The sequence below is a fragment of the Pseudomonas sp. DWRC2-2 genome (genome assembly GCF_049897885.1).
GTDB lineage: Bacteria > Pseudomonadota > Gammaproteobacteria > Pseudomonadales > Pseudomonadaceae > Aquipseudomonas > Aquipseudomonas azotoformans_A.
The window spans coordinates 251,216-275,541 of sequence record NZ_JAFCXD010000005.1 but is presented as its reverse complement, the minus strand read 5'-3'; the positions used below and the strand labels follow the sequence as shown (position 1 = coordinate 275,541).

The following is a 24,326-nucleotide window of genomic DNA, read 5'->3' as shown; positions in this document are numbered from 1 at the left end:
TGGGAGCTGGCTTGCCAGCTCCCACATGCGCTTACTTGTCCTTGAACTCCGGCGCACGCTTGGCCACAAACGCCGCCATGCCTTCCTTCTGATCCTGCGTCGCAAACGCGGCATGGAACACCCGGCGTTCAAAACGTACGCCTTCCGACAGGCTCACTTCAAACGCACGGTTCACGCTTTCCTTGACCATCATGCTGATCGGCACCGACTTGCCGGCGATCAGGGTGGCGACTTTCAGTGCTTCTTCCAGCAGCTCATCGGCGGGCACGATCCGCGCGACAATCCCGCAGCGCTCCGCTTCTACGGCGTCGATAAAACGCCCGGTCAGGCACATTTCCATGGCCTTGGCCTTGCCCACGGCGCGGGTCAGGCGCTGGGTGCCGCCCATGCCCGGCAGTACGCCGAGGTTGATTTCCGGCTGGCCGAACTTGGCGCCGTCGCCGGCCAGGATGAAGTCGCACATCAGCGCCAGCTCACAGCCACCACCGAGGGCAAAACCGTTGACGGCGGCGATGATCGGCTTGCGGCGGTTGGCCACGCGGTCGCTGTCGCTGAACAGGTTGTCCAGGTAGATCTGCGGGTAGGTCAGCTCGGCCATTTCCTTGATGTCGGCACCGGCGGCGAAGGCTTTCTTGGAACCCGTCAGCACGATACAGCCGATTTCCGGGTTGGCTTCCAGGCCATCCAGCGCCTGGTTCAATTCGCTGACCAGTTGCGCATTCAGGGCGTTCAAGGCTTGTGGGCGATTGAGGGTAATCAGCCCGACGCGGCCTTGGACGTCGAGCAAAATGGTTTCGTAACTCATGTATCGGCTCCTTAGAGATTGCGTGAGATGACCATGCGCTGGATATCGCTGGTGCCTTCGTAAATCTGGCAGACCCGCACGTCGCGGTAGATCCGCTCCAGCGGGAAGTCGCTCAGGTAACCGTAACCGCCCAGGGTTTGCAAGGCGGCCGAACAGACTTTCTCGGCCATTTCCGAGGCGAACAGCTTGGCCATCGAGGCTTCCACCAGCGCTGGCTTGCCACTGTCACGCAGCGCAGCGGCGTAATGCACCATCTGCCGGGCGACCGCGATTTGTGTGGCCATGTCCGCCAGGCGGAAGGCCACGGCCTGATGTTCAATGATCGGCTTGCCGAAGCTTTCACGCTCGCGGGCATAGTCGCGGGCCGCTTCAAAGGCGGCGCGGGCCATGCCCACCGCTTGCGAGGCGATGCCCACGCGGCCGCCCTCAAGGTTGGCCAGGGCAATCTTGTAGCCTTCGCCCTCCTCCCCGAGACGGTTGGCGACTGGCACCTTCACATCCTCAAACAGAATCTGGCACGTATCGGACGCATGCTGGCCGAGCTTGTCTTCAACCCGCGCCACGCTGTAGCCCGGCGAATCGGTCGGTACGATGAATGCGCTGATCTCCCGCTTGCCCGCCGCAGGGTCGGTCACCGCAAATACAATCACCACCCCGGCGTTCTGCCCGGAGGTGATGAACTGCTTGCAGCCATTGAGTACGTAATGATCACCTTCCAGGCGCGCGCGGGTTTTCAAACTGCTGGCATCGGAACCCGCCTGGGGCTCGGTCAGCGCGAAGGCGCCGAGCATGGCGCCGCTGGCCAGGGGTTTGAGGAACTGTTCTTTCTGCTGATCGTTGCCGAACGTGAGGATCGGCACGCAGCCTACCGAGTTGTGCACGCTCATGATAGTGGAGCAGGCGCCGTCACCGGCGGCGATTTCTTCCAGGGCCATGGCGTAGGCCAGGTAGCCGGTGTCGCAACCGCCCCACTGTTCCGGCACCAGCATGCCGAAGAAGCCCAGCTCGGCCATTTCACCGATGGCTTCCTTGGGAAAGCGATGCTCGCGGTCCCATTCGGCGGCAAAGGGTTTCAGGCGCTCCTGGGCAAATTGCCGGGCGGCGTCGCTGATTTGCAGGTGTTCGTCATTGGGCAGCATGGTCAGTCCTTAATACAGGCATTCAACAGCCATGGCCGTGGCTTCACCACCGCCGATACAGATGGCGGCGACGCCACGCTTGAGGCCGTTCTGGCGCAGGGCCGAGAGCAGCGTCACCAGGATCCGCGCACCGGACGCACCGATCGGATGGCCCAACGCACAGGCGCCGCCGTGGATATTGACCTTGGCGTGGGGGATTTCCAGCTTGCTCATGGTCACTAGGCTGACAACGGCGAAGGCTTCGTTGATCTCGAACAGATCCACTTCATCCAGGTTCCAGCCGGTTTTGGTCATCAGCTTGCGGATAGCGCCCACCGGCGCCACCGGGAACAACCCTGGTTCATCGGCAAACGCCGCATGCCCATGAATCACGGCCAAGGGCTTGAGACCCCGTTTCTCGGCCTCGGACTGGCGCATCAGCAGCAAGGCCGCCGCGCCATCGGAAATCGAACTGGAGTTGGCCGCCGTCACCGTGCCGCCTTCGCGGAACGCCGGTTTCAGGCTGCTGATCTTGTCCAGCTTGGCCTTGGGCGGTTGTTCGTCATGCAGGATGGTTTTCTGTTCTTTGCCCACGGTGACCTGTACCGGAACGATCTCGGCGGCAAAATGGCCGTGGGAGATCGCTTCCTGTGCGCGAGTCAGGGACGCGATGGCGAACGCGTCCTGGGCCTCACGGGTAAAACCGTTGTGCAGGGCGCAGTCCTCGGCAAAGGTGCCCATCAGGCGGCCTTTGTCGTAGGCATCTTCCAGGCCGTCGAGGAACATGTGGTCCAGCACCTTGCCGTGGCCCATGCGGTAGCCGCTGCGGGCGCGGTCGAGCAGGTATGGCGCGTTGGACATGCTTTCCATACCACCGGCAATCACCACGTCGACGCTGCCGGCCAGCAGCGAATCATGGGCCAGGATCGCGGCTTCCATGCCTGAGCCGCACATTTTGTTGAGGGTGGTGCAACGCGTGGCCTTGTCCAGCCCCGCGCCCAAGGCGGCCTGGCGTGCCGGCGCCTGGCCGAGGCCGGCGGGCAGTACGCAGCCAAACAACACTTCATCCACGGCATCGGGAGCAATACCGGCACGTTCGACGGCGGCACGGATCGCGGCGGAACCCAACTGCGGCGCGGTCAGGCCCTTGAGGTCACCCTGGAAGCCACCCATGGGCGTGCGCACGGCGCTGACGATAACAATGGGATCGGTCATGGAAAATACTCCTTACTTGGCGGCCATGCGCAAGGCGCCGTCAAGACGGATCACCTCGCCATTGAGCATGCTGTTTTCAATGATGTGCCGCACCAGCGCGGCGTATTCGGCGGGTTTGCCCAGGCGTGGCGGGAATGGCACGCCGGCCGCCAGGGAATCACGGACTTCCGGGGTCATGCCAGCCATCATCGGCGTCTCGAAAATGCCCGGAGCGATGGTCATGACGCGAATGCCAAACCGCGCCAGTTCGCGTGCTGCCGGCAGGGTGAGGCTGGCGATGGCGCCCTTGGACGCGGAATACGCGGCCTGGCCGATCTGACCGTCAAACGCGGCGACGGAGGCGGTATTGATGATCACACCGCGCTCGCCGTCGGCATTCGCCTCGGTTTCGGCAATGGCGGCGGCCGCCAGGCGCAGCAGGTTGAAGCTGCCGATCAGGTTGACGTTGATCACCTGGGCAAAGCTGGCCAGGCCGTGGGGGCCGGTCTTGCCGAGGATTTTCTCGCCGCGGACCACGCCGGCACAGTTCACTAGGCCATGCAACCCGCCAAACGCTGCGACGGTGGCTTGCACGGCGGCTTCGGCGGCCGCTTCCTGGCTGATGTCCGCCACGGCGCTGCGGGCATTCTCGCCCAGCTGCTGGGCCTTGGCGGCCACGGCCTCGGCGTTGAGGTCTACCAGCATCACCTTGGCGCCTGCCGCTACGAGCATTTCAGCGGTGGCTGCACCCAGGCCCGAGGCGCCGCCGCTGACCAGGAAGATCTTGTTTTCAATCTGCATTGTTATTCTCTTTAACAGTCCGAATCGTCGAAATAGTCGCCCCAGAGCGCCACTGCGGCAATGGTCAAAGCCCTCAACCTGCCTGACTGTTTTGGCCAGTCATCGACCGCGCCGATCAGCCGGTCAGCCCCAGCGATTGGACGGGCACACTGCAGGCTTCTACTCTGATGGGCTGCGCCACCCAAGAAGCCCGCCCCTGAATGATAGTCCGACCCAAACCCAACCTCCTGGGCATCCTGTTTTCCCTCAAGGGCTCGATTGCCAAGCGCATCGCCCTGCGCAGTCTGCTGGTCACCCTCTTGGCCTCGGTGATCGTGCTGGTGGAAACCCTGCACCCGGCGTACTTTTCCAAGGTCAATGCCACGCCGTTCACCTTGCTCGGGCTGTCGTTGTCGATCTTCATGAGCTTTCGCAACAACGCCTGCTATGACCGCTGGTGGGAGGGCCGCAAGCAACTGGGGCAGATGATCATCGACGTGCGCTCGTTGATTCGCGAAACCCAGGTGCTGCGCGATCCCGCCGAGCGGGCGGGCTTGCTGCGCAGCCTGTGTGGGTTTGCCCATGGTCTGGTCGCCCGGCTGCGTCATGAAGATGAAGCCCTGGCCATCAAGCCGTGGAGTCAGGTCCAGGCCAGCCACCCCAACTTGCCCGATAACGTGCTGCAACAGGTCGGCGCGCGGTTTTCCGTATTGGCCGAACAAGGCGTGATCAGCGAATGGCGCTACACCCAACTGGAGGCGCGCCTGGTCAGCCTCAGCCAGGTGCAGGCGTCCTGCGAGCGGATCAAGAGCACGCCGCTGCCCTTCCCCTATACCTTGTTGCTGCATCGCACCATTTACCTGTTCTGCATCCTGCTGCCGTTTGCCATGGCCGAGCCGTTGGGCTGGCTGACGCCGGTATTTACCGCCATCGTCAGCTACACGTTTTTCGGCCTCGATGAAATCGGTGATGACTTGGAAGACCCGTTCGGCTTTGACGAAAACGACCTGCCCTGCAATGCCCTCCTGCGCACCCTGGAGCGCGAAGTGTTGGCAGCCCTCGGCGAAACCGACCTGCCGCCGCTCCTGGAGCCGGTGGAATACGTGCTGACCTGATGCGGGTTTGACACCTGCCGTGGTCTGACCGAAGCTGACGACTTTGCTGCCCACGCTTTCGGACGCCTGCATGTCAAAGTCACGCCGTTACTCCTTCGTCGGCCTGTGCGCCCTGTTGTTGATTGTGCTGATCACTTGGTGTTTCTCTCGCTCCACCCCGGTAGCTGTAGCGCCCGCCATTGCCCATGGTTACGCCAAGGCCCTGAAACAGGCGCGCAACGGCGAGCCGGGTGCCGCGCGTGTGCTGTACCAGCAACTGGCCCGGCCGGACCTTTCGCCCGAACGTCGCGCTGCGTTGCATGCTGAATTGCCCAACTATCCCAGCCCCCAAGCGCTGAAGCTGGCAGACAAAGACCTGGCCAGCGAGTCGCCCCTGGTGCGCGAAGCCGCCATCCACAGCATTGTCGGCCTGGTGCCCACCGGCCAACGCACGCTGTTGCTCGGGCCGGTACTGGACGATCCCGAGCAGGACGTGCGGTTTGCCGCCGCCAATGCCCTGCTTGGCCTGTCGCCCGATACCTTGGGCCTGTACTTCGGGCCCCTGCAGCAGGTCCTCGATGAGTTCGTGAAGAAACTCAAGGCCCAGCCCGAAACGGCCGAAGGCTGGATTCAACTGGCGCGCCTGTACATCCACAGCGCCCTGTTGCCGGAGGCGCAAAATGCCCTGGAACAAGCCATGCGCCTGCAACCGGACAACCTGCAAGCGGTGGTGGCGCAGATTGAATTGCTGGATAAACAGGGCAAGACGGAAGAGTCCCGCCAGTTGCTGGCGCGCCAATTGGCCGCGCACCCTGAGTCAGCCTACCTGCAACATGCCTTGGGCCTGTGGCTGTTGCACCACGGCGAGCGGCCGTACGCGCTGCTCGGCCTGTCGAAGGCGGCGGAGCTGGAACCGGACAATCAGGATTACCGCTACGACCTCGCCACCACGCTGCATGCCCAGCAAGAGCTGGAAGCCGCCCAGCGCCAACTGGAGGAAATCATTCAGCGCCACCCCGCCAATCGCAAGGCCCGCGTGCTGCTGATCAATTACTGGAAGGAAAGCGGTCAGTTGCAGAACGTCCAGGTTCTGCTCGCGCAGCTTGAGCAACAGAATCCGGATGATCCGGCGTTGCAACAAGGTCTGTAGGTTCAGGCTAAAAACTTGTAAACCCAAGCCACCGTTGTACAAATTTTACGAAACGTTGAACCGCTAAAGGCCACTACGGTCAAGTAAATATGGCGCGCCACAAGCGGCGCGCCCCTCTATTTGAACGTGACCTGAGGGCACTCCTTGTCTACATCCAATGAGCTGTTCAGTGAAAAGGCCGCCACCGGCATCGAAGGTCTGGATGACATTCTTTCCGGGGGGCTATCGCGCAGCCACCTGTTCCTGCTGGAAGGTGAACCAGGCACCGGTAAAACCACCGTCGCCCTGCATTTTCTGCAGGCGGGTGCGAAAAACGGTGAGACTTCGTTGTACATCACCTTGTCCGAGACCGAACGTGAACTGCGTCAAGGTGCCAAGTCACACGGCTGGGACCTGGACGAGAATATCCATATCTTCGAACTGACCCCTCCGGAAAGCCTGCTCAACGCTGAACATCAGCAAAGCCTGCTGTATTCCTCTGACCTGGAATTGGGCGAAGCCACGCGACAGATCTTCGAAGTGGTTGAGCGGGTCAAACCGACCCGGGTGGTCGTCGACAGCCTCTCCGAAATCCGCCTGCTGGCGCAGAGCTCTTTGCGTTATCGCCGGCAGATCCTGGCGATCAAACATTACTTTGTGCGTTATGACGCCACCGTGCTGTTGCTGGATGACCTGACCACCGAATCCCTGGACAAAACCGTGCACAGCGTGGCCCACGGGGTGATCCGCCTGGAAGAACTGACCCCCAACTACGGCGCCGAACGTCGCCGGGTACGGGTGGTCAAGTACCGCGGCCAGAAGTACCGTGGCGGCTTCCATGACTTCACCATCATGCAAGGTGGCGTGCATGTGTTCCCGCGCCTGGTCGCGGCCGAGCATCGTGGTGGCTACAACCGCGAGACGCTCACCAGCGGCATCCGCGAGCTGGATTCGTTGTTGGGCGGTGGCATCGAGACCGGCTCCAGCAGCCTGATCCTCGGCCCGGCCGGTACGGGCAAATCGCTGATCTCAATGATTTTCGCCGCTGCCGCCGTGGCCCGTGGCGAAAAGGCCGCGCTGTTTATTTTCGATGAAGAGCTGGGTTTGCTGTTCGAACGCATGAAGAACATGGGCATCGACCTGGCGGCCTTGCAAGCCACCGGCAACCTGCTGATCGAGCAAGTGGACGCCGCTGAACTGTCGCCCGGCGAGTTTTCCCACCGCGTACGGCGGTGCGTGGACGACCGGGGCATCAAGACCGTGGTCATCGACAGCATCAACGGCTACCAGGCCGCCATGCCGGAAGAGAATGCGCTGATCCTGCACATGCACGAGCTGTTGCTGTACCTCAACCGCAGAGGCGCCGCCACCTTCATGACCGTCGCCCAGCATGGTTTGGTCGGAGACATGCAGGCGCCGGTAGACATCACCTACCTGGCCGATACCGTGATCCTGCTGCGTTACTTTGAAGCGATCGGTGAAGTGCGCCGCGCCATCTCGATAATCAAAAAGCGTACCGGCTCCCATGAGTCGACAATCCGTGAATACCGCATCGGCAGCCGGGGCATGACGGTCGGCGAGCCTTTGAACAACTTCCAGGGGGTCCTGCGCGGCATTCCCACCTACATGGGCGCTGGCTCGCCCCTGCTCAAGGACATGGGCTAGTGGCGGCCGTTACGCCTGTCTCCGAGCGCGCGATCATCCTCGCGCCGTTGGGACGTGACAGCTCGCTTGCACTGATGATGCTCAATGAAGCCGGGTACAGCGGCATCATTGCCAGTGACCTGGGCATGCTGTGTGAGGCGTTGGAACACGGCAGCGGCTTGCTGATCATCGCCGCCGAAGCGCTGCGCGGCGCTGACCTGGACCCGTTGCTGGAGCATTTGCACCAACAACCCGCCTGGTCAGACTTGCCTATCGTTCTGATGACCCACCACGGCGGCAGCGAACAGAACGGTTCATCCCAGTTCAGCGGCTTGCTGGGCAACGTGACGTTCCTGGAGCGTCCGTTCCATCCGGTGACGCTGATCAGCCTGGTCAGCACCGCCCTGCGCGGGCGTCGTCGGCAATACGAAGCCCGCGACCGGCTGATCGATCTGAGTGAAAGCGAACTGCGCCTGCAACGCACCCTGGAAACCCTGGAACAACAGGTTGAGGAACGCACTGCCCAACTGCGCCACAACGAAGACGCCTTGCGCCAATCCCAGAAGATGGAAGCGGTCGGCCAGTTGACCGGCGGCATCGCCCATGACTTCAACAACATGCTCACCGGCATCATCGGCAGCCTGGAGCTGCTGCGAAGGCGTGTGTCCCGTGGCAAATTGGACGACCTCGACAGCCTGATCGATCTCGGTGTGACCTCAGCCAACCGCGCTGCGGGCCTTACTCACCGCTTGCTGGCGTTCTCCCGCCGGCAATCCCTCGATTCAAAACCCGTTGAGATCAACCAACTGGTGACCTCGATGGGCGAATTGCTGCAACGCAGCATCAACGAGAGCATCGCCCTGGACATGCGCCTCACCGGTCAGCTGTGGACCGCCGAAGCCGACCCCAACCAATTGGAAAGCGCCCTGCTCAACCTGGTGATCAACGCACGGGACGCCATGCCCAACGGCGGCAGCCTCACCGTGGAAACCACCAATCGCCACCTCGACAGCGTCTTCACCGCCGCCTACGGCACCTTGAAACCCGGTGACTACGTTGAACTGAGCGTCAGTGACACCGGCTGCGGCATTCCGGAAAGTGTGATGGGGCGCGTGTTCGATCCATTCTTCACCACCAAGCCGATCGGCCAGGGCACGGGCCTGGGGTTGTCGATGATCTACGGGTTCGCCCGCCAGTCACATGGTCATGTCACCATTCACAGTGAAGTCGGCAAAGGCACGACAGTCAGCCTGTTTCTGCCTCGGTTCATTGGCGAAATCGTGGCCGATGTGGCGGCCGATGCAGCGCTGCTGCCCTTCGCCAATGCCGGAGAAACGGTACTGATCGTCGAGGACGACCCTGCGGTGCGTGTATTGGTCGGCTCAGTGCTTAAGGAGTTGGGCTATGGGTTTATCGAAGCGGGTGATGCTGATACAGCCGTGCCGATCATCGAGTCGGACCATCGCATCGACCTGATGATCAGCGATGTTGGCCTGCCGGGCATGAATGGCCGCCAACTGGCGGAAATCGGCCGGCAGATCCGGCCAGAGCTCAAGGTATTGTTCATCACCGGTTATGCCGAACATGCGGCGGTGCGGGGTGGGTTTCTGGATCCCGGCATGCAACTGATCACCAAGCCGTTCACGTTCGATTTGTTGACCGCGAAAGTTCGGGAAATGATCCAGCAATAAAACGTGATATGTCTGGCAACAGCTACACACATTAGGATTGGAATCGTTGTTGTGGTTATGAATACAAACACTCTGGTATTCATACATCCCGACGAGCGAACCTATGACCGTTGCCGGCCCAATCCATACAGCGCCCCGCCACCTGCCATTGACCCAATTTCAGCAGCGCTCCCTCACGCAAGCGCCCCTTGCTGCCAGTAACCAACCCATAGAGTCTCCCCCGCCTCAAGGAAACACCCGCAGCCAAGGCGATCTGGATCTGTCAAAACACTACGGAATAACGCTGGCCAAGTCCTTGGATGATCATGCTCTGGACGGTCAGGTGTCGCCCATTCCAGCCCACTCGACGTTCGGTCAATGGTGGGCGCAGTTGAGACGTGCGTTCCAGGCGCCCGATATCACGCAATGGATGAATGATCGCGGCATTGACCCGGACTCGGTGGAAATCAATCCAGGCGCGGGACAAGTCATGTTCCGGCTCAAACGCCTGCTGGACCCGCGGCAAGTCATACACACTGTAGGACAGGACGATGCGCAGTGGGCGGCCGCGAGCCGCCACCTCATGATGGCCGCACGCGTTATTGCTGCCGGTTCGTATTTTGCGACATTCAAGCCGCCTCAGGCCAAGACCAGCAACATTGCACCGATCGTACTGATCGGTCATTTCTACAGAGAACGCAATGTTTCGCCTCTCCCAACACCCCAGGAGCGTGTCGCGGACTTTGCGGCCGGGAAAGGCTTTCCTGTGATCAACGATCCAGCGTTCGCAGAGCTGCGCGCCCAGCGCGACGAAGACACCTTGGCACAGCAAAAAGCCTTGCTGGGTAACGTGCACACCCGACGCAATGTCGCTGAAACATTGAAGACATTGCTCGCGGGACTGGAGTCGGGCACGGCTGAGATCTCGACCTATCTGACGGACTACCATGCATCGGTCCATCCCGACAGTGATTCTGAATATGCGGGCACCACACCCAGTCTCAAACAGATATTTATCAGTAATGACTGGGATATTCCAACCGATCACGCCCAGTTGGAAAATGTTGTACAGGCGTTGATAACGCCATCCCCCGTACGTCCCGAGCATGACAACTACGCGGGTGCGCTCGACTGGCCGCTGCCCGCAGACAACCTCACACGGCTGGAACTCATGGCAGACCTGCGTCAGGGGGCCTTTGGCGATATCGACATTTCGCCATTCGCCAACGTGCTTGAATACCTGCTGGATAAGGCAGTCATCACGCCTGAGGCGCTCAGCAATCCGCGTCAGTTGCTCGATCGCCTGATCAACTCGCCAAAAGGCCGTGCGCTGGGTCAAGCGATTCAAGCCCGATTTAATAACAGATCCGTCAGCGGCAGTGCGAATGATTGGTTGCTGGCGGCCATGAGCGCCGATCCACAGCACGCCCAGCAAGGCGATAAACGCAATATCGCGGGTTTTTTGCTTATAGATGCCAGAAATGGTGCGTACACAGCGTCAGAGATTGTGCTGACACTGACGGATCACTTGCTTGACACCGGCAGGTCCTCTTCCTACGAAAAAGCTCAGCTTTTGGCACACCTGCTGTTGTCCTCTCAGGCCCCGGAGTTGCTGGTCAAGGGGATCCCCGATGCGGTGAAGTTCGGTACCCATAGCTGGGTCAGTTTTGCTACCGCAGTTTCACGCATCGAGGCGAGCGCGCCGGGGGCTACGGCGGCTATGACGTATGCGCAAGTAATGCTCGCCGCCGACATCGCGCCGATCAGCCTTGAGCAGCGCCAGGTCGAGTACCAGGCCCAGCAACAGGCACTTAAGGATTGGGCGGTCGTCACCGGGATGGAGTTTCCTGTGTCGGATGAGGCCATGCTGGCGGTGCGCAAGGCATTTGATCAACACATCAGCGAATTGAGTGCGGCGTCTGCCGCCCATTCGAGGGTAATGCCCGATGTTAGGCAAAACGGGCTGCAGGAACTGGCCAAGGCCTTTCCTGATATGGCGCCCGGGCTCTTTGAGAAAAAATGCATCGAGTTGAAACGTCAGCACTTGGATTTCCCCGGCCCCTACTCGTTGCTTGATCTGTATATGCGCGACGGCGCGCAGGGGACGCCGGGTTTTTATGATGGGATTACGCGGGACACGGCCGACAGCGCAAACCAGTGGATCTCGACGTCAACCGATGTCGATCTCGACACAATACTGCCCGTTCTGATCGATCTTCCGCATTTGAAAAACGACTTCAGGGTCGCCTTCCCCCTTTACGCCGACGGCATCAACAAGAGCGTGGCGACCCAAGTCAAACAGCTTGTATCGACACAAAGCCTGGAACACCGGCGCAACTTCGAGTTTGGCAAGATCACATTGGCCAAACAAGTCATCACCGAGCATGAGGCCTTCAGCCGCAACGTCGTGAAAAGCAGGACGACCGTGTCTGAGGGCCATAGCCTGCTGGTGAGGACCGAACGCGAGGGTAAGGTCAATATCTACGAAATAGATATCAAGCAGAACAAGATCCTCCACCGCGATGACTTGGGAGACTTTGATGTCTCGCAGCAAGAAGGATCTGTGACGTACCAGGGGGTTGTGCCCTCAGGCACCTATGACAGCGGCATAGCAGATGAAACCAAAGGTGCATCGGGCATACCCAATAGCTTCAGCAGTGACCGCACCTCCTACATTGCTGCTGCAATGATGAAAGAGGTGAATATTGACGGTCTCAAGGAAGCCGCCCTGGGGCTGACCACATTCGATACTGAAGTGCCCTTTTACAAGACCGCCACTGAGTTCATGCTGAATTTGATTCCGCTGAGGTCCGCGATCAAAAACTTCAGCGAGGGTAACTACGGTGAAGGCATTATCGATCTGACCATGGACGCCTTCGGTTTCATGCTTGGGCTGGGGGCCGCAGCCAAAGGCGCCAAGGCCCTCCAGCTGGGCGCCTCTGTCGCAAGCAAAATCGCCCGAGGAACAAAAATTGTCGGGCGCGCTGCGATCAGTACGCTCAATCCTCTGGACGGTTTGGGTAATCTGGCGGTTCGATCAGTCAAGGCTGGAGCCAGCGGCTCCGTCTACTCCTACCGCTGGCTACGCGGCAGTATCGACAGCTATGACTTGCTCAAGGCCAGCAAACGCTTCGACGCCAGTGCCATCGGGACATTCAAGCTGCAAGGTGCCGTTATTGAAGGGCCCGCCGTGCTCAGCGGCGGTAAATGGCACGCTTTCGATACCGCCAGCGGGCAGGCGTTTGGCAAGTCGCTGGATGACTTCGTGCCCAGTGCACGACTGGAAACGAACCGGCTCGGAGGCTGGGAGACAACGAGGAGTGTCGGCAAGCTCGATGACAATGTTGTGAACACTTGGAAAAAGGCTGTTCGTAAGCATCGGGAAGGTAACGAGAGGGAAGCATTTGAAAATGGCTACAGCTCTGGAACCCTGGCAAGTGTACCTGGGCTATCAAAGTCCTCAAAAATTGCGGACCTGATCAAGTTGGGCGGTAACCAAAACCTGACCGCCCTTCAGGCAGGTGTCTTGATGCGCAGATACGACGATCTCGCCTACGCGTTCGGTCATCGTGGTGTGGCCCGTTTCATCGACAATATAGAACCGCGCTTCGGCAGCGTGACGCCCATGCCGCAAGTGGTTTACTTCAGCCAGACATCCCAACTGTCCGAAGGACAATGCGCGGCACTGGCGCGCACATTCGCGAGCGCTATGGCCGAGGGCAAGGATCACCTGCTGATCAAGAACATGTACACCGCAGCGGCTTTTCCCACAGACCCCACTTCCCGACGGTTCATGGAATCGCTGCGCAAGCTTCAGGTACAGGTAGGTGGCGAAACGGCCTTCCACGCCGGCAAAGTCCCTCGCTTGGAGACCTATCAAGAGATGGTAAAGGGATTGGCCGATTCCGCGGTTTCAAAGTCGGTGATGATTGACTCTCCGGGCCACGCAATGGCCGCCGGCGTCAAAATCGAGGGTGATGTCAAAAGCTTTTACTTTTATGACCCCAACCACGGTGTCGCAACGTTTTCGAGCGCGGCGGACATGGAAGGAGGCCTTAAAAAGCTGTTTCATGATAAAAAAATGAATGTGCAGTATAAAACCCACGCCAACGATTCAAACACACTGAAGTTCAAGGTATTTGACCATGACGATGAGTGGCAGCAGAAAAACAGCGTGTTCGGTCCGGAGTTCAAAAAACTGTACGAGGCGCAAATTATTCCTTCCGCCGCGCCGCATCCTCTCAGCCACCAACAATTGAAGATGAACTGGGAGAAACTGCATGCAGACCCGGACAATCATGCGCTGAACTGTTATCAAGCGTCCCTGCGTGTCGGGCAGGCTGAAAAGACGCTCTCTCCCAAAGTATTCGATGCCGTTACCGACACAACGAACGGTAGTGACGGCATCAATTATTCAACCCGCTACCTTGAGCTCATGGAGGTCAAACCAGGCAACTTGAAAGATCAATTCAACCCGGCCGAGATTACCGAGTCTGGGTTTCTCAATTTCAAGCACTCCACACCCAATGGTCAGTTCGGTCATACCGTCTACATTCAGAAAACCAGTAGCAATGAGTTGATGCTGTTCAATACGAACAACCTGGACCTGGATGCGGCAATGGTGAGGAATGGCAACCCGCCCCAGCTCAGTGGCGCAATGACGGTTTACAACCTTGGCCATGGCAAACACAAAGGCTTGCAGAACTTCATCGACGGATTTAATGGAAATACAGGTTGGCAGTTCGCCTTTACCCCGGCCAGCGTGCTCAATGCGAATGTCAACAAACTAAAGCCATCAACCCTTTGAAAACAGCGGCGTCGCAACGGGAGGACGCCGCCTCTTTCAAGCCAACAACCGCTGGATATGCTCTTGCAGCGTATCCAGATCAAACGGCTTGGCCAGGATCGGTGCATTGCGCGTGATCGGGCTGTTGCAGTCGAGGATTTCCTGCGGATAACCGCTGATGAAGATCACTTTCAGCTCAGGGCGCAATTTGATCGCCGGCTCGGCGATCTGCACCCCGGAAATCCCGCCGGGCAGGCGGTAATCGGTGACCATCAGGTCCAAGTGCGGCTTGGTCGCGAGGATTTCGAAGGCCTGCTCCCCATCAATCGCCTTCAACACCCGATAGCCCAGGCCGGCCAGGTATTCACCCAGCACAAACATAATGGATTCGTCGTCCTCGACGATCAGAACGACATCTTGTGCATCTTCACTCATGGGAAGCCTTAGTCCGGTCAATTGCTGCAATTACGACCATGGGGTCACGCAGAGGTTGCGTCGAGGTGACGATTGAATTCATGCCGAGGCCTGCAACGGCAGGCATACCCGGAACAAGGCGCCCTCGCCTATCTGGCTCTCGACCTCGATGGTGCCGCCATGGGCCGCAACGATCTGTTCGGAAATAAACAGCCCAAGGCCCAGCCCAGCAGCCACTTGGCTGGCGGACACTCGCTCGAACTGTTGGAAAATGCGCTTCTGGTTCTCTTCGCTGATGCCGATCCCATGGTCGCGCACTTCCACCCGCGCCTCGCCATGCTCGCTGTACACGCGCACCTCCACCGGGCTCTTGGCCCCGTAACGCAGTGCATTGGTCAGCAGGTTGGTCACCACTTGCTCGATACGGAACTCGTCCCAGTTGCCTTCCACCGGGCCGTCGGCGGCCAGTGTCATGGACGAATCCGCCGCAGCCACTTGAGGCGCAAAGTTTTCCACCAGGTTGCTCACCAACTGCGTCAGGTCGAAGCGCGCCGGACGTATCGACAGTTTGCCGGTGCGGATGCGCGAGACATCGAGCATGTCTTCGATCAGGCGGATCAGGCTCTGGATCTGGCGCTCATCGCGGTCGACCATGGCGTGCATCTTGTCCAGGGTGAACGCGGCAGCGTTGTCACGGGCCAGGTGCATCTTGCGCAGTTGGGTTTCGAGAATCAGGCCGTTGAGGGGCGTACGCACTTCGTGGGCGACAATCGACATGAAGTCGTCCCGCATGCGCACCGCCTGCTCCAACTCGGCCTGGGTGGCCTGCAGCCGCGTCAGCAGCAGTTCCTGCTCGCGCCGGCTGCGCTCCAGGGCTTCGACCTGTTGTTTCATGGCCTTGCTTTGGCGGAAAAGGTCGACGAACACGTTGACCTTGCTTTTCACCGCATGGATATCCAACGGCTTGTGCAAAAAGTCTACCGCGCCGCTTTCATAGCCCTTGAAGGCGTAATTGAGCTCGCGGCCGGCGGCGCTGACGAACACAATCGGGATGTTCTTGGTCTTTTCGGTACCGCGCATCAATTCGGCCAGCTCGAAACCATTCATGCCGGGCATCTGTACATCGAGAATCGCCATGGCGAACTCATGCTCCAGCAACAGGGACAAGGCTTCGTCGGCGCTCAATGCCTTGAACACCTGGCGGTCCTCGCGCTTGATCAGCGCTTCAAGGGCCAGCAGGTTTTCCGGCAGATCGTCGACGATCAGCAGTTTGGCCTGGACAGTACTTAACATGGGGAATATTCCAGGGAAGCCAGCAATGAGCCAATGTGGCTCAGCTTCAGAATGTGGTCGGGTGTGTGCAGCGCCAAGGCTGCGCGGGGCATGACGGCAACGCGTGCTTCTGTGGGCTCTTGCACCACAGTGGTTCCACCGTGTTGCTTGACGTGAGCCAGGCCGCGCGCGCCGTCATGGTTGGCGCCGGTCAACAGAATGGCCAGCAGGCCCGTGCCGTAGGCATCGGCGGCGGATTCGAAGAGGAAATCAATGGCCGGCCGCGAATGGTGCACGCGGTCTTCCTGGCTCAGGGACAGGCTGCGGTCGTGTTCCACCGACAGGTGATAGCCAGGGCCGGCAAAATACAATGTGCCCGGCTTGATCACTTCCTTGTCACGGGCATCCACTACAGGCATGGCCACGCGGCGGTCGAACACTTCGGCTAATTGGCTGCGACGCTCGTCCGGCAGGTGCAGGACGGTAATGATTGGCAAGCCAAAATCGGCGGGCAGCTCGGCGAATATCGTCAGCAACGCCTCCACGCCACCGGCGGAGGCGCCGATGACGATCGCTTCTATGCCCCGGACCGATGCCGGGCTGGCAGCCGCTTGATTCATAGTTTGCGGTAGATCCGTTCCTGTTTGACCAAGGGTTCGAACTGCTTGCCGTACGCGGAGAAATCCAGGGTCTCTTTGCTGCCCAGCACCAGGAAGCCGCGATGACACAGCGACTCATGGAACAATCCAAACGCGCGATCTTGCAATTTTTTATTGAAATAAATCAGTACGTTACGACACGAAATTAATTGGGTTTCTGAGAATACACTGTCGGTCGCCAAACTGTGATCGGCAAAGGTGACATTCTCTCGCAACGTTTTATCGAAGATCGCGTAATCGTAAGCCGCGGTGTAGTAGTCGGCAAATGAACGTTGCCCACCGGCCTGCTGATAATTGGCGGTGTAGGCGCGTACGTTCTCCAGGGAGAAGATGCCCTGCTTGGCCTTGTCCAGCGACGCCGGGTTGATGTCGGTGGCGTAGATGATCGTACGCTCGAGTAAACCCTCCTCGCGCAGCATGATCGCCATGGAGTACACCTCCTCCCCCGTGCTGCAGCCGGCGATCCAGATCTTGATCGATGGATAGGTCTTGAGCAGCGGCACCACTTCCTGGCGGATCGCCAGGAAGTGCGACGGGTCGCGGAACATCTCGCTCACTGGAATCGTCAGGAACTGCAATAACTGCATGAACGCCGCCGGGTCATGCAGCACACGCTCCTGCAAGGCGGAGATGGTCGCGCAGTCGAATTGGCGCAGGGCGTGGGCCACACGCCGCTTCACCGACGCCCCGGAGTAATCGCGGAAGTCGTAGCTGTACTTGAGGTAAATCGCCTCGATCAACAGGCGCAGCTCAATGTCGCTGCTTTTTTCCAAGAAACTTCGCTCCACTTAAATGCGTTCCATCTTCGGCAGCCAGACGCGAATCAGCGAGAACAGACGGTCCAGATCGATCGGCTTGGCCAGGTAATCGTTGGAGCCCGCCGCAAGGCAGCGCTCCTGATCGTCCTTCATAGCCTTGGCCGTCACCGCAATGATCGGCAGCTTTTTCCAGCGCGGGTCCTGGCGGATCAAAGCAGTGGCCTCGTAACCGTCCATCTCCGGCATCATCACGTCCATCAACACCAGGTCGATATCCTCGACTTTATTGAGCTTATCGATGGCTTCACGGCCGTTACGCCCGATCACCACCACGGCGCCTTTGTGCTCCAGGGCGCTGGTCAGGGCGAAGATGTTGCGTACATCGTCGTCCACCAGCAGGATTTTACGCCCCTCGAAAACCTTGTCGCGGCTGCGCGCGGTCTTGAGCATCTTCTGGCGGTCATGGGACAGCTGGGATTCGACTTTGTGCAGAAAGAGTGTGACTTCATCCAGCAGGCGCTCTGGCGAGCGGGCGCCCTTAATGATGATCGAGCGTGAATACTTGCGCAGCTCGGCCTCTTCATCGCGGGTCAGGTTGCGCCCGGTGTAGACGATCACCGGCGGGAACGAGCAGATATCTTCAGTCGCCATGCGTTTGAGCAGCTCGTTGCCGAGCATGTCCGGCAGCTTGAGGTCGATGATCATGCAGTCGTAGATATTCGTGCGCAACAGGTCCAGGGCGGCCTGGGCGTAGCCGACGTCGGTGATCTCGATGTCATCGTCGCCGATCAGGCGGGCAATGCTGTCGCGCTGCAGGTCATCGTCTTCCACCAGCAGCACGCGCTTGACCTTCTGGGTCAGCTTGGCTTCCAGGCGCGCAAACACGTCCTTGAGTTCTTCGCGGGTGGTGGGTTTGACCGCGTAACCAATGGCGCCCATGTGCATGGCGGCTTCGACGCGGTCTTCCACAGAAATCACATGCACGGGGATATGCCGGGTGCTGGCGTGTTCTTTCAGGCGTTGCAGCACGGTCAGCCCGGAATGGTCCGGCAGGCGCATGTCCAGCAGGATCGCGTCGGGTACGTATTCCTCGGCCAGACCGTAGCCTTCATCCGCGCCGTGGGCCACCAGGCAGTTGTAGCCCAGCTCATGGGCCAGGTCGAAGAGGATACGGGCGAAGTTCGGCTCGTCCTCCACCACCAGTATGCAGCGCGTGGTAAAGGGTGCCTTGTCGCGATCGTCGGCAAAGCGCGGAATCTGGTTGGCGTCGGCCACCGGCAATGGCGACACCTTTACCGGCGTCGGCGCAGGCGCCACCACGACTTGACGCGGTTGTTCGATGGGCGCTGAGTTTTCCTCACGCTCTACATACTGCTCCGGCAGCACCAAGGTGAAGACACTGCCCTTGCCCGGCTCGCTGGTCACACTGATGTAACCGCCCAGCAGGGTCGCGAGGTCACGGGAGATCGACAGGCCCAAGCCGGTGCCGCCGTAGCGCCGGTTGGTGGTGCCATCCGCCTGGCGGAAGGCTTCGAAGATGCTTTCCTGCTGGTCCGGCGCAATACCGATGCCGGAATCGCGCACGGTAAAGGCAATGCCCTCCCCCGGTGCACGGGACACCGACAGGCTGACTTCGCCCTGTTCGGTGAACTTGACGGCGTTGGACAGCAGGTTCTTGAGGATCTGCTCCAGGCGCTGGCGATCGGTAAACAGCATGCCCGGCGCGCCTTCCTGCACTTCCACCTGGAAGCCCAGCTTGCGATCGGCCGCCAGTGGTTCGAACATGCCGCGCAGGCCATCGACCAGGCGTGCCACGCTGGAATTTTCCGGGCGCATTTCCAGCTTGCCGGCCTCGACCTTGGAGATATCCAGGATGTCGTTGATCAGGTTGAGCAGGTCATTGCCGGCAGAATAGATCGACTCGGCAAACTTGACCTGTTCGGCGCTGAGGTTTTCCTGGGGGTTCTCCGCCAGCAATTTGGCCAAGATCAGCGAGCTGTTCAGCGGTGTGCGCAGCTCGTGGGACATGTTGGCGAGGAATTCGGACTTGTACTTGCTGGAACGTTGCAACTCGTCGGCACGGTCTTCCAGTTCGAGCTGCGCCTGGCTGAGTTCAGCGTTCTTGCGGTCCATGGCGTCGCGTTGCTGGGCCAGGGTTTCGGTCTGTTCGGCCAACTGCTCGTTGGTCTGCTCCAGCTCGGCCTGTTGGGTTTCCAGGTGGGCCTGGGATTCCTTGAGGATGCGCGACTGTTCTTCGAGTTCTTCGTTGGCGGTCTTGAGTTCTTCTTGCTGCACTTGCAGCTCTTCGTTGAGCTGCTGAGTCTCGGCCAGCACTTCCTGCAGGCGCTGGCGATAACGGGCGGCTTCGATGGATGTGCCGATATTCCCGGCGATCAGCTCAAGCAGTTCGACGTCACGTTCTTCCAGTGGGCGGAGGAAGCCCAGCTCAATCACCCCGTTGACGCGCTCGTCATTATTGGTGGGCATCACCAGTACGCTACGGGTAGCACCCTCGCCAAGGCCCGAGCTGACCTTGAAGTAATCCACCGGCACATCGTCCAGACGTATCAGGCGGTCTAGATTCGCAGCCTGTCCAACAATACCCTCGTCGCTGTAGATCGACTGTTCCTTCTGCTCCTGCTCGCGGGAGAAACCATAAGTGGCGACACGTTTGAGCCCGCCGTGCTCTTCACGCACGTACAGCGCGGCGACGGCTGAGCCCATGTACTGGGCAAAGAATTGCAGGATGTTGCGGCCCAGCATGTTCAGCGTGAGCTGGCCGAGCACTTGTTCTGCCAGTTCTGTCTGGCCGTTACGCAACCACGCTTGTTGCTCCAGGCGCCGTGCAATCTTCTGTTGCGACGCGAGGTTTGCGCTGTAACTCTCTGATAATGAAATTAAATTCTTACGCCCAATGTATGCCAGAAAACCACTCAGACCGAGCACAAATGCCAGGTACAGGGTGACGCTGACCACGGTAGTGCGGGTGACTTCTTCATTGCGAGTGATGCGGAACTGCTGTTCCATCGCCACCGCGTCGTCGTATTCCTTGCGGATCTCGTCCGTCAGGCGCTTGCCACGACCCGCCTTGACTGCGCTGCGGTAGTCACCGCTCTCACGCTGCATATCAATCATCGACTGGGCGTATTTGTTCCACTCGACTTGCAGGGCTTCCAGACGTTTGAGGCGATCCACCTGTTGTGGGTTGTCGGCCACCAGCTCTTGCAAATTACGCAAATCGGCAATGATGCGCGGCTTCGCCACCTCATAAGGGTCGAGGAAATGCTCGTCACCGGTGATCAGGAAACCGCGCATGCCGGTCTCAAGGTCTACCGTCAGCTTGGACGACTCATTGAGGTTATTGATCACCCGGTCGGTGTGTTCGACCCACTGGATCACCGTCAACAGATAGGTGATCAGGCAGACGAAAAACACCGCACTGAGCACGCCCACACCCAGTGGCAGCGCGACGTTTCGGCTCAGGAGGTTACGAAAGCTCTTTTCATCGACGGACGATGCAGGGGTCATGGGCATGCCTTGGCCAGGTGTGGAAAAACCGGGAGTTTGCCCCAAAGTGGCAGCCAAGACCATTTTTCTGGAACGGTTTTGTACTGATTCCTACAAAAGAACAGGCTATTCTCTCTGGTCTTTTCTATCGCATTGTTTTTACGGCCAGCGGGAACTTGTCATGAGTGCGCGCTTACTCAAGGAAGAGGCCTGTCAGAACGGCCGCGTGTAAACCTCGCCTTTTTTGGGAATTCCATATTATGTCCGCAGTCACCTCCACCATCCTTGTCGTCGAAGACGATGCCATCGTGCGCATGCTGATCGTCGATGTCCTGGAGGAGTTGGAATTCAGTGTCTTGGAGGCTGCCGATGCTGAAGAAGCGCTGGCAGTGGTGCAAAACGGAGCGCAGGTGATCGACCTGATGATGACCGACGTCGGCCTGCCGGACATGGACGGCAAGCAATTGGCGACCAAAGTGCGCAAGTTGCGCCCCGCCCTGCCCATCCTGTTCGCCAGCGGGTATGCCGAGAATATCGACGTGCCGGTGGGCATGCAGGTGATCGCCAAGCCGTTCTCCATTGATCAGTTGCGTGACAAAGTCAAATCGATGCTGCCAGTGCATTAATACCGTTCTGCTGTTGAATGCCGCCTGAATGGGCGGCATTTTTGCGTCAGACGTACCGAGATTAACGTGACCTTCGGCCCATAAAACCGGAAACTCAACGCCTGCCCGCGCCATTCAGCCTTATTCTTCAAAACGCACTCAGGAAGGACGCAACAACATGATTGGAAAACCGACGCGCCTGCTGTTGGCGAGCCTCTCGATACTCATGAGCACCGGCGTCTGGGCCGACTTCACCGCCAACCCCGTCGAAGCCCGGGCAATCGCCAAGGAAGCCTATCTCTACGGCTACCCGGTCGTTGAGATGTACAAGACGCTCTACACCCAGGCCGTTGATCAAGGTGGCGCAGGTTTCAAAACGCCCATTAACCGCATCAGTCATTCCGCGCAGGTGCTGGGGCCTAAAGACATTTCGCAACTCAAGCCCAACCCGGACACGCCCTACTCCTTCGTCTGGATGGATCTACGCAGGGAGCCACTGATACTGACGTTGCCCCGGATCGAAGACGATCGTTATTACTCAGTGCAGTTGATCGATCTCTACAGCCAGAACATCGCCTACCTGGGTACTCGCAGTACCGGAAACAATGGCGGCCACTACATGGTCGCGGGGCCTGACTGGAAGGGCCAGCAGCCGGTGGCCGTCGACCGGGTGATCTACAGTGAAAGCAACTTGGTGTACGCCCTCTACCGCACGCAACTGTTTGATGAGAAAGACCTGGGCAAAGTCAAACAGATACAGAATGGCTATAAGGTGCAGCCGCTGAGCGGCTACGTGAAACAAACCGCGCCAGCCAAGGTGGCTAAAATCGAATGGCCCAAGCCCACGGCCACCATGACAGACAGCCCGCAACTGTTTCGCTACCTGAACTTTATGCTGGCTTTCGCCAAGCCTCAGGACAGCGAGAAAGACATGCTGGCTCGCTTTGCCAAGATAGGCATCGCGCCCGGTGCGCCGTTCAAGGTCAGCCAACTGAGCGCGGAACAACGCAAAGCCCTGGAAGAAGGCATTGCAGACGGCAAGGCCGAGTTTGCGGCATTCAAGAAGGACAAGATCGATACCCATCAAGTCAACAGCGGCGAACTGCATGGCAGCCGTGACCGCCTGAAAAACAATTACCTGTATCGGTACGCCGGGGCCAACCTGCGTCTGTTCGGCAACTCGCCAGACGAAGTCGCTTACATGACCTACGCGGTCGACAGCGAAGGCAAACCGGCCAATGGTGCGCGTCACAGCTACACCGTCCACTTTGCCAAAGACCAGCTGCCGCCGGCCGACGCTTTCTGGTCATTGACGATGTACAACGCCAAAACCGGTCAATTGGTGCCCAACCACAAAAAGCGCTACCTGATCAATTCGCGGATGCTGCCTGATCTCAAGCGCGACACCGATGGTGGGCTGACCCTGGCGTTGCAACACCACGAGCCACCCAAGGCCGAACAGAGCAACTGGTTGCCTGCGCCGCCTGCGCCCTTCTATGCCGTGCTGCGGATCTACCTGCCCAAGCCGGAAGTGGGTAACGGCCAATGGAAGTTGCCGCCTCTGACCCCGCTCAAGTAACGCTGCCTGGCCGGCGGTTACGCCGGCCAGCACTGGGCTCAGTGCCTCTTCAACGTGACGTAGGACTGGTGCAGGTCCGATGCCCAGCCATCGATTACGCTTTTCACATCCTCGGCTTTCATCACCTGCGAATCATTCGCCAGCGGCTTGCCGGTGCCTTTGCGCACCACTTGGGCGAGGACCTTGCCGCTGGCACCGTCGAGAAACTGCGCTTCCGTGCCCAGGGCGGTTTCCTGGTCCCGAATGCCAGTACCCGCACTGACGGCGGCAGCGACCAGTGCGACCGGTACAAACTCATACGGTTTGAGCCCCTCCGTCTTGCTGCTGACCGCCGTGATGGCTGCTCGCACCACGATTACGCCAGGACCGGGGCCTTCGGCCTGGGGCAGCGACTTGACCAGCTCACGCTTGAGCGCCTGATTAAAGTAATCGTTGATACCGCGCAGGGTGCTCTCCGGGATTTTTGCGGTGGCCTGAGGCTTGGGGTAAAACTGCGTGGGCTCGATATACACAGCGGTGTAGCGGTCGAGATCCAGTTGAGGATCGACCCAGCGCATTACTTCAGCGCCCGAAGGCGACTTGGCTTCTTTCAGTTGGCTGTAGTCGGAGAGGAAACCGGAGTATTCATCCGGTGGCGTAATCTTGCTGGCACACCCCGCCAGCCCGAGCAACGTGATGCACAGCGTGCTGATCAATTGCCTTGGTTTCATCGGTGATCTCCCTGGCGGTCTGCGCTGAAACAATGAGCTGTAGGTATAGCCAATTCTGGGAAAATAACCCTGGGCCAGCCACCAGAGATTCAAGCACGCTCGCGTGGAATCAGGCTCTGCAACTGCGAGGCCAGGAAATTCGCGTCGAAACCAAAGGTGTCCGCGTCTTTCAGGCCATTGGTCTTCTTCCACAGCCAATCGTTTTTGTCCGCCGGCAGCACCAGCGAAACGCTGCCGTGCCGCGCAGCGGTCAAGCCCATGACCGACACGGAGATCAACCCGCCCACACCCATCACGTCCGGCACGAATTCCACCGATTTGCCGGTGATATTCACGGTCAGTTTCTCGGTCTTGAAGGTCGATGCCTCCACCGGCACGCTGGGCCCACTGGCGACGTAGGCTTCACGATGCACCTCCAGCAAGCCGACCGTCTTTACCGGCGCAAGCCACTGCTCGATCTGACCAAACAACTCATCGAGCTTTTGCGTCCAACGGGCAGACTGCACATCGAATTGCTGTTTTTTATGCGCTTCGCTGTCGGCGTAATGACGAAGCATCTCGCCCAGTTGCTGAACATCGTCCATTGCGGATTTCCTTGGGTG

General features: G+C 59.3%; 18 protein-coding genes. 7 read left to right on the top strand and 11 right to left on the bottom strand.

The genetic code is table 11. From position 1 onward, the window contains the following. Window positions 1-31: 31 nt before the first annotated feature. From ACP7EW_RS23070 to ACP7EW_RS23055, 4 genes are read right to left on the bottom strand one after another with little or no spacing between them, the layout of a single operon-like run. The gene (locus ACP7EW_RS23070) at window positions 32-805 is read right to left on the bottom strand and encodes an enoyl-CoA hydratase (RefSeq protein WP_426219992.1); all 774 of its coding nucleotides are present in this window, start codon (window positions 803-805) and stop codon (window positions 32-34) included. A gap of 11 nt (window positions 806-816) precedes the next feature. Further along, window positions 817-1,944 (bottom strand): acyl-CoA dehydrogenase, encoded by a 1,128-nt coding sequence (locus ACP7EW_RS23065; RefSeq protein ID WP_426219990.1) that lies wholly within the window; start codon window positions 1,942-1,944, stop codon window positions 817-819. 9 nt (window positions 1,945-1,953) lie between these two features. After that, a complete protein-coding gene (locus tag ACP7EW_RS23060) occupies window positions 1,954-3,138 on the bottom strand; it encodes an acetyl-CoA C-acyltransferase (RefSeq protein ID WP_426219988.1) in 1,185 nt (394 codons plus the stop codon). A 12-nt stretch (window positions 3,139-3,150) separates the two neighbouring features. Continuing rightward, window positions 3,151-3,918 (bottom strand): SDR family NAD(P)-dependent oxidoreductase, encoded by a 768-nt coding sequence (locus ACP7EW_RS23055; protein ID WP_426128892.1) that lies wholly within the window; start codon window positions 3,916-3,918, stop codon window positions 3,151-3,153. A gap of 200 nt (window positions 3,919-4,118) precedes the next feature. On the opposite strand from ACP7EW_RS23055, the gene ACP7EW_RS23050 reads away from it, so the two are divergent. The 5 genes from ACP7EW_RS23050 to ACP7EW_RS23030 all read left to right on the top strand — a co-directional run bounded on the left by ACP7EW_RS23050 (window position 4,119) and on the right by ACP7EW_RS23030 (window position 14,241). After that, on the top strand, window positions 4,119-5,012 hold the full coding sequence (locus ACP7EW_RS23050; RefSeq protein ID WP_426219986.1) for a bestrophin family protein: 894 nt from the start codon (window positions 4,119-4,121) through the stop codon (window positions 5,010-5,012). A 70-nt stretch (window positions 5,013-5,082) separates the two neighbouring features. Next, window positions 5,083-6,141, top strand: a complete 1,059-nt coding sequence (locus ACP7EW_RS23045) for a tetratricopeptide repeat protein (protein ID WP_426219984.1) — start codon at window positions 5,083-5,085, stop codon at window positions 6,139-6,141. Window positions 6,142-6,285: 144 nt separating this feature from the next. Next, a complete protein-coding gene (locus ACP7EW_RS23040) occupies window positions 6,286-7,785 on the top strand; it encodes an ATPase domain-containing protein (RefSeq protein ID WP_426219982.1) in 1,500 nt (499 codons plus the stop codon). Further along, complete coding sequence (locus ACP7EW_RS23035; protein ID WP_426219980.1) at window positions 7,785-9,455, top strand: ATP-binding protein; 1,671 nt, start codon at window positions 7,785-7,787, stop codon at window positions 9,453-9,455. The genes ACP7EW_RS23040 and ACP7EW_RS23035 overlap by 1 nt, the downstream gene beginning before the upstream one ends. Before the next feature lie 103 nt (window positions 9,456-9,558). After that, a complete protein-coding gene (locus ACP7EW_RS23030) occupies window positions 9,559-14,241 on the top strand; it encodes a hypothetical protein (RefSeq protein ID WP_426219978.1) in 4,683 nt (1,560 codons plus the stop codon). 36 nt (window positions 14,242-14,277) lie between these two features. Here the strand turns inward: ACP7EW_RS23030 and ACP7EW_RS23025 are convergent, their stop codons facing one another. The 5 genes from ACP7EW_RS23025 to ACP7EW_RS23005 all read right to left on the bottom strand — a co-directional run bounded on the left by ACP7EW_RS23025 (window position 14,278) and on the right by ACP7EW_RS23005 (window position 20,851). Then, on the bottom strand, window positions 14,278-14,655 hold the full coding sequence (locus ACP7EW_RS23025) for a response regulator (protein WP_003217591.1): 378 nt from the start codon (window positions 14,653-14,655) through the stop codon (window positions 14,278-14,280). A gap of 78 nt (window positions 14,656-14,733) precedes the next feature. After that, window positions 14,734-15,927 (bottom strand): hybrid sensor histidine kinase/response regulator, encoded by a 1,194-nt coding sequence (locus ACP7EW_RS23020; RefSeq protein ID WP_426219976.1) that lies wholly within the window; start codon window positions 15,925-15,927, stop codon window positions 14,734-14,736. Next, the gene (locus tag ACP7EW_RS23015) at window positions 15,921-16,526 is read right to left on the bottom strand and encodes a chemotaxis protein CheB (protein WP_426219974.1); all 606 of its coding nucleotides are present in this window, start codon (window positions 16,524-16,526) and stop codon (window positions 15,921-15,923) included. The genes ACP7EW_RS23020 and ACP7EW_RS23015 overlap by 7 nt, the downstream gene beginning before the upstream one ends. Then, complete coding sequence (locus tag ACP7EW_RS23010) at window positions 16,523-17,353, bottom strand: CheR family methyltransferase (RefSeq protein ID WP_426219972.1); 831 nt, start codon at window positions 17,351-17,353, stop codon at window positions 16,523-16,525. The genes ACP7EW_RS23015 and ACP7EW_RS23010 overlap by 4 nt, the downstream gene beginning before the upstream one ends. Next, a complete protein-coding gene (locus ACP7EW_RS23005; protein WP_426219970.1) occupies window positions 17,354-20,851 on the bottom strand; it encodes a response regulator in 3,498 nt (1,165 codons plus the stop codon). It abuts the gene before it with no gap. A gap of 239 nt (window positions 20,852-21,090) precedes the next feature. Here ACP7EW_RS23005 and ACP7EW_RS23000 point away from each other — a divergent pair, with 239 nt between their 5' ends. Next, window positions 21,091-21,456: a response regulator gene (locus ACP7EW_RS23000; protein ID WP_426219968.1), complete on the top strand. Its 366-nt coding sequence runs from the start codon at window positions 21,091-21,093 to the stop codon at window positions 21,454-21,456. Between the two features lie 157 nt (window positions 21,457-21,613). Continuing rightward, window positions 21,614-23,014, top strand: coding sequence for a DUF1254 domain-containing protein (locus ACP7EW_RS22995; RefSeq protein ID WP_426219966.1), 1,401 nt, complete (start codon window positions 21,614-21,616; stop codon window positions 23,012-23,014). 38 nt (window positions 23,015-23,052) lie between these two features. On the opposite strand, the gene ACP7EW_RS22990 is transcribed toward ACP7EW_RS22995, so the two are convergent. Continuing rightward, on the bottom strand, window positions 23,053-23,724 hold the full coding sequence (locus ACP7EW_RS22990; RefSeq protein ID WP_426219964.1) for a DUF3313 domain-containing protein: 672 nt from the start codon (window positions 23,722-23,724) through the stop codon (window positions 23,053-23,055). 89 nt (window positions 23,725-23,813) lie between these two features. Next, window positions 23,814-24,308 carry a hypothetical protein gene (locus ACP7EW_RS22985; protein WP_426219962.1) on the bottom strand — a complete coding sequence of 165 codons (495 nt, stop codon included), beginning with the start codon at window positions 24,306-24,308 and terminating at the stop codon, window positions 23,814-23,816. Between the last annotated feature and the right edge of the window lie 18 nt (window positions 24,309-24,326).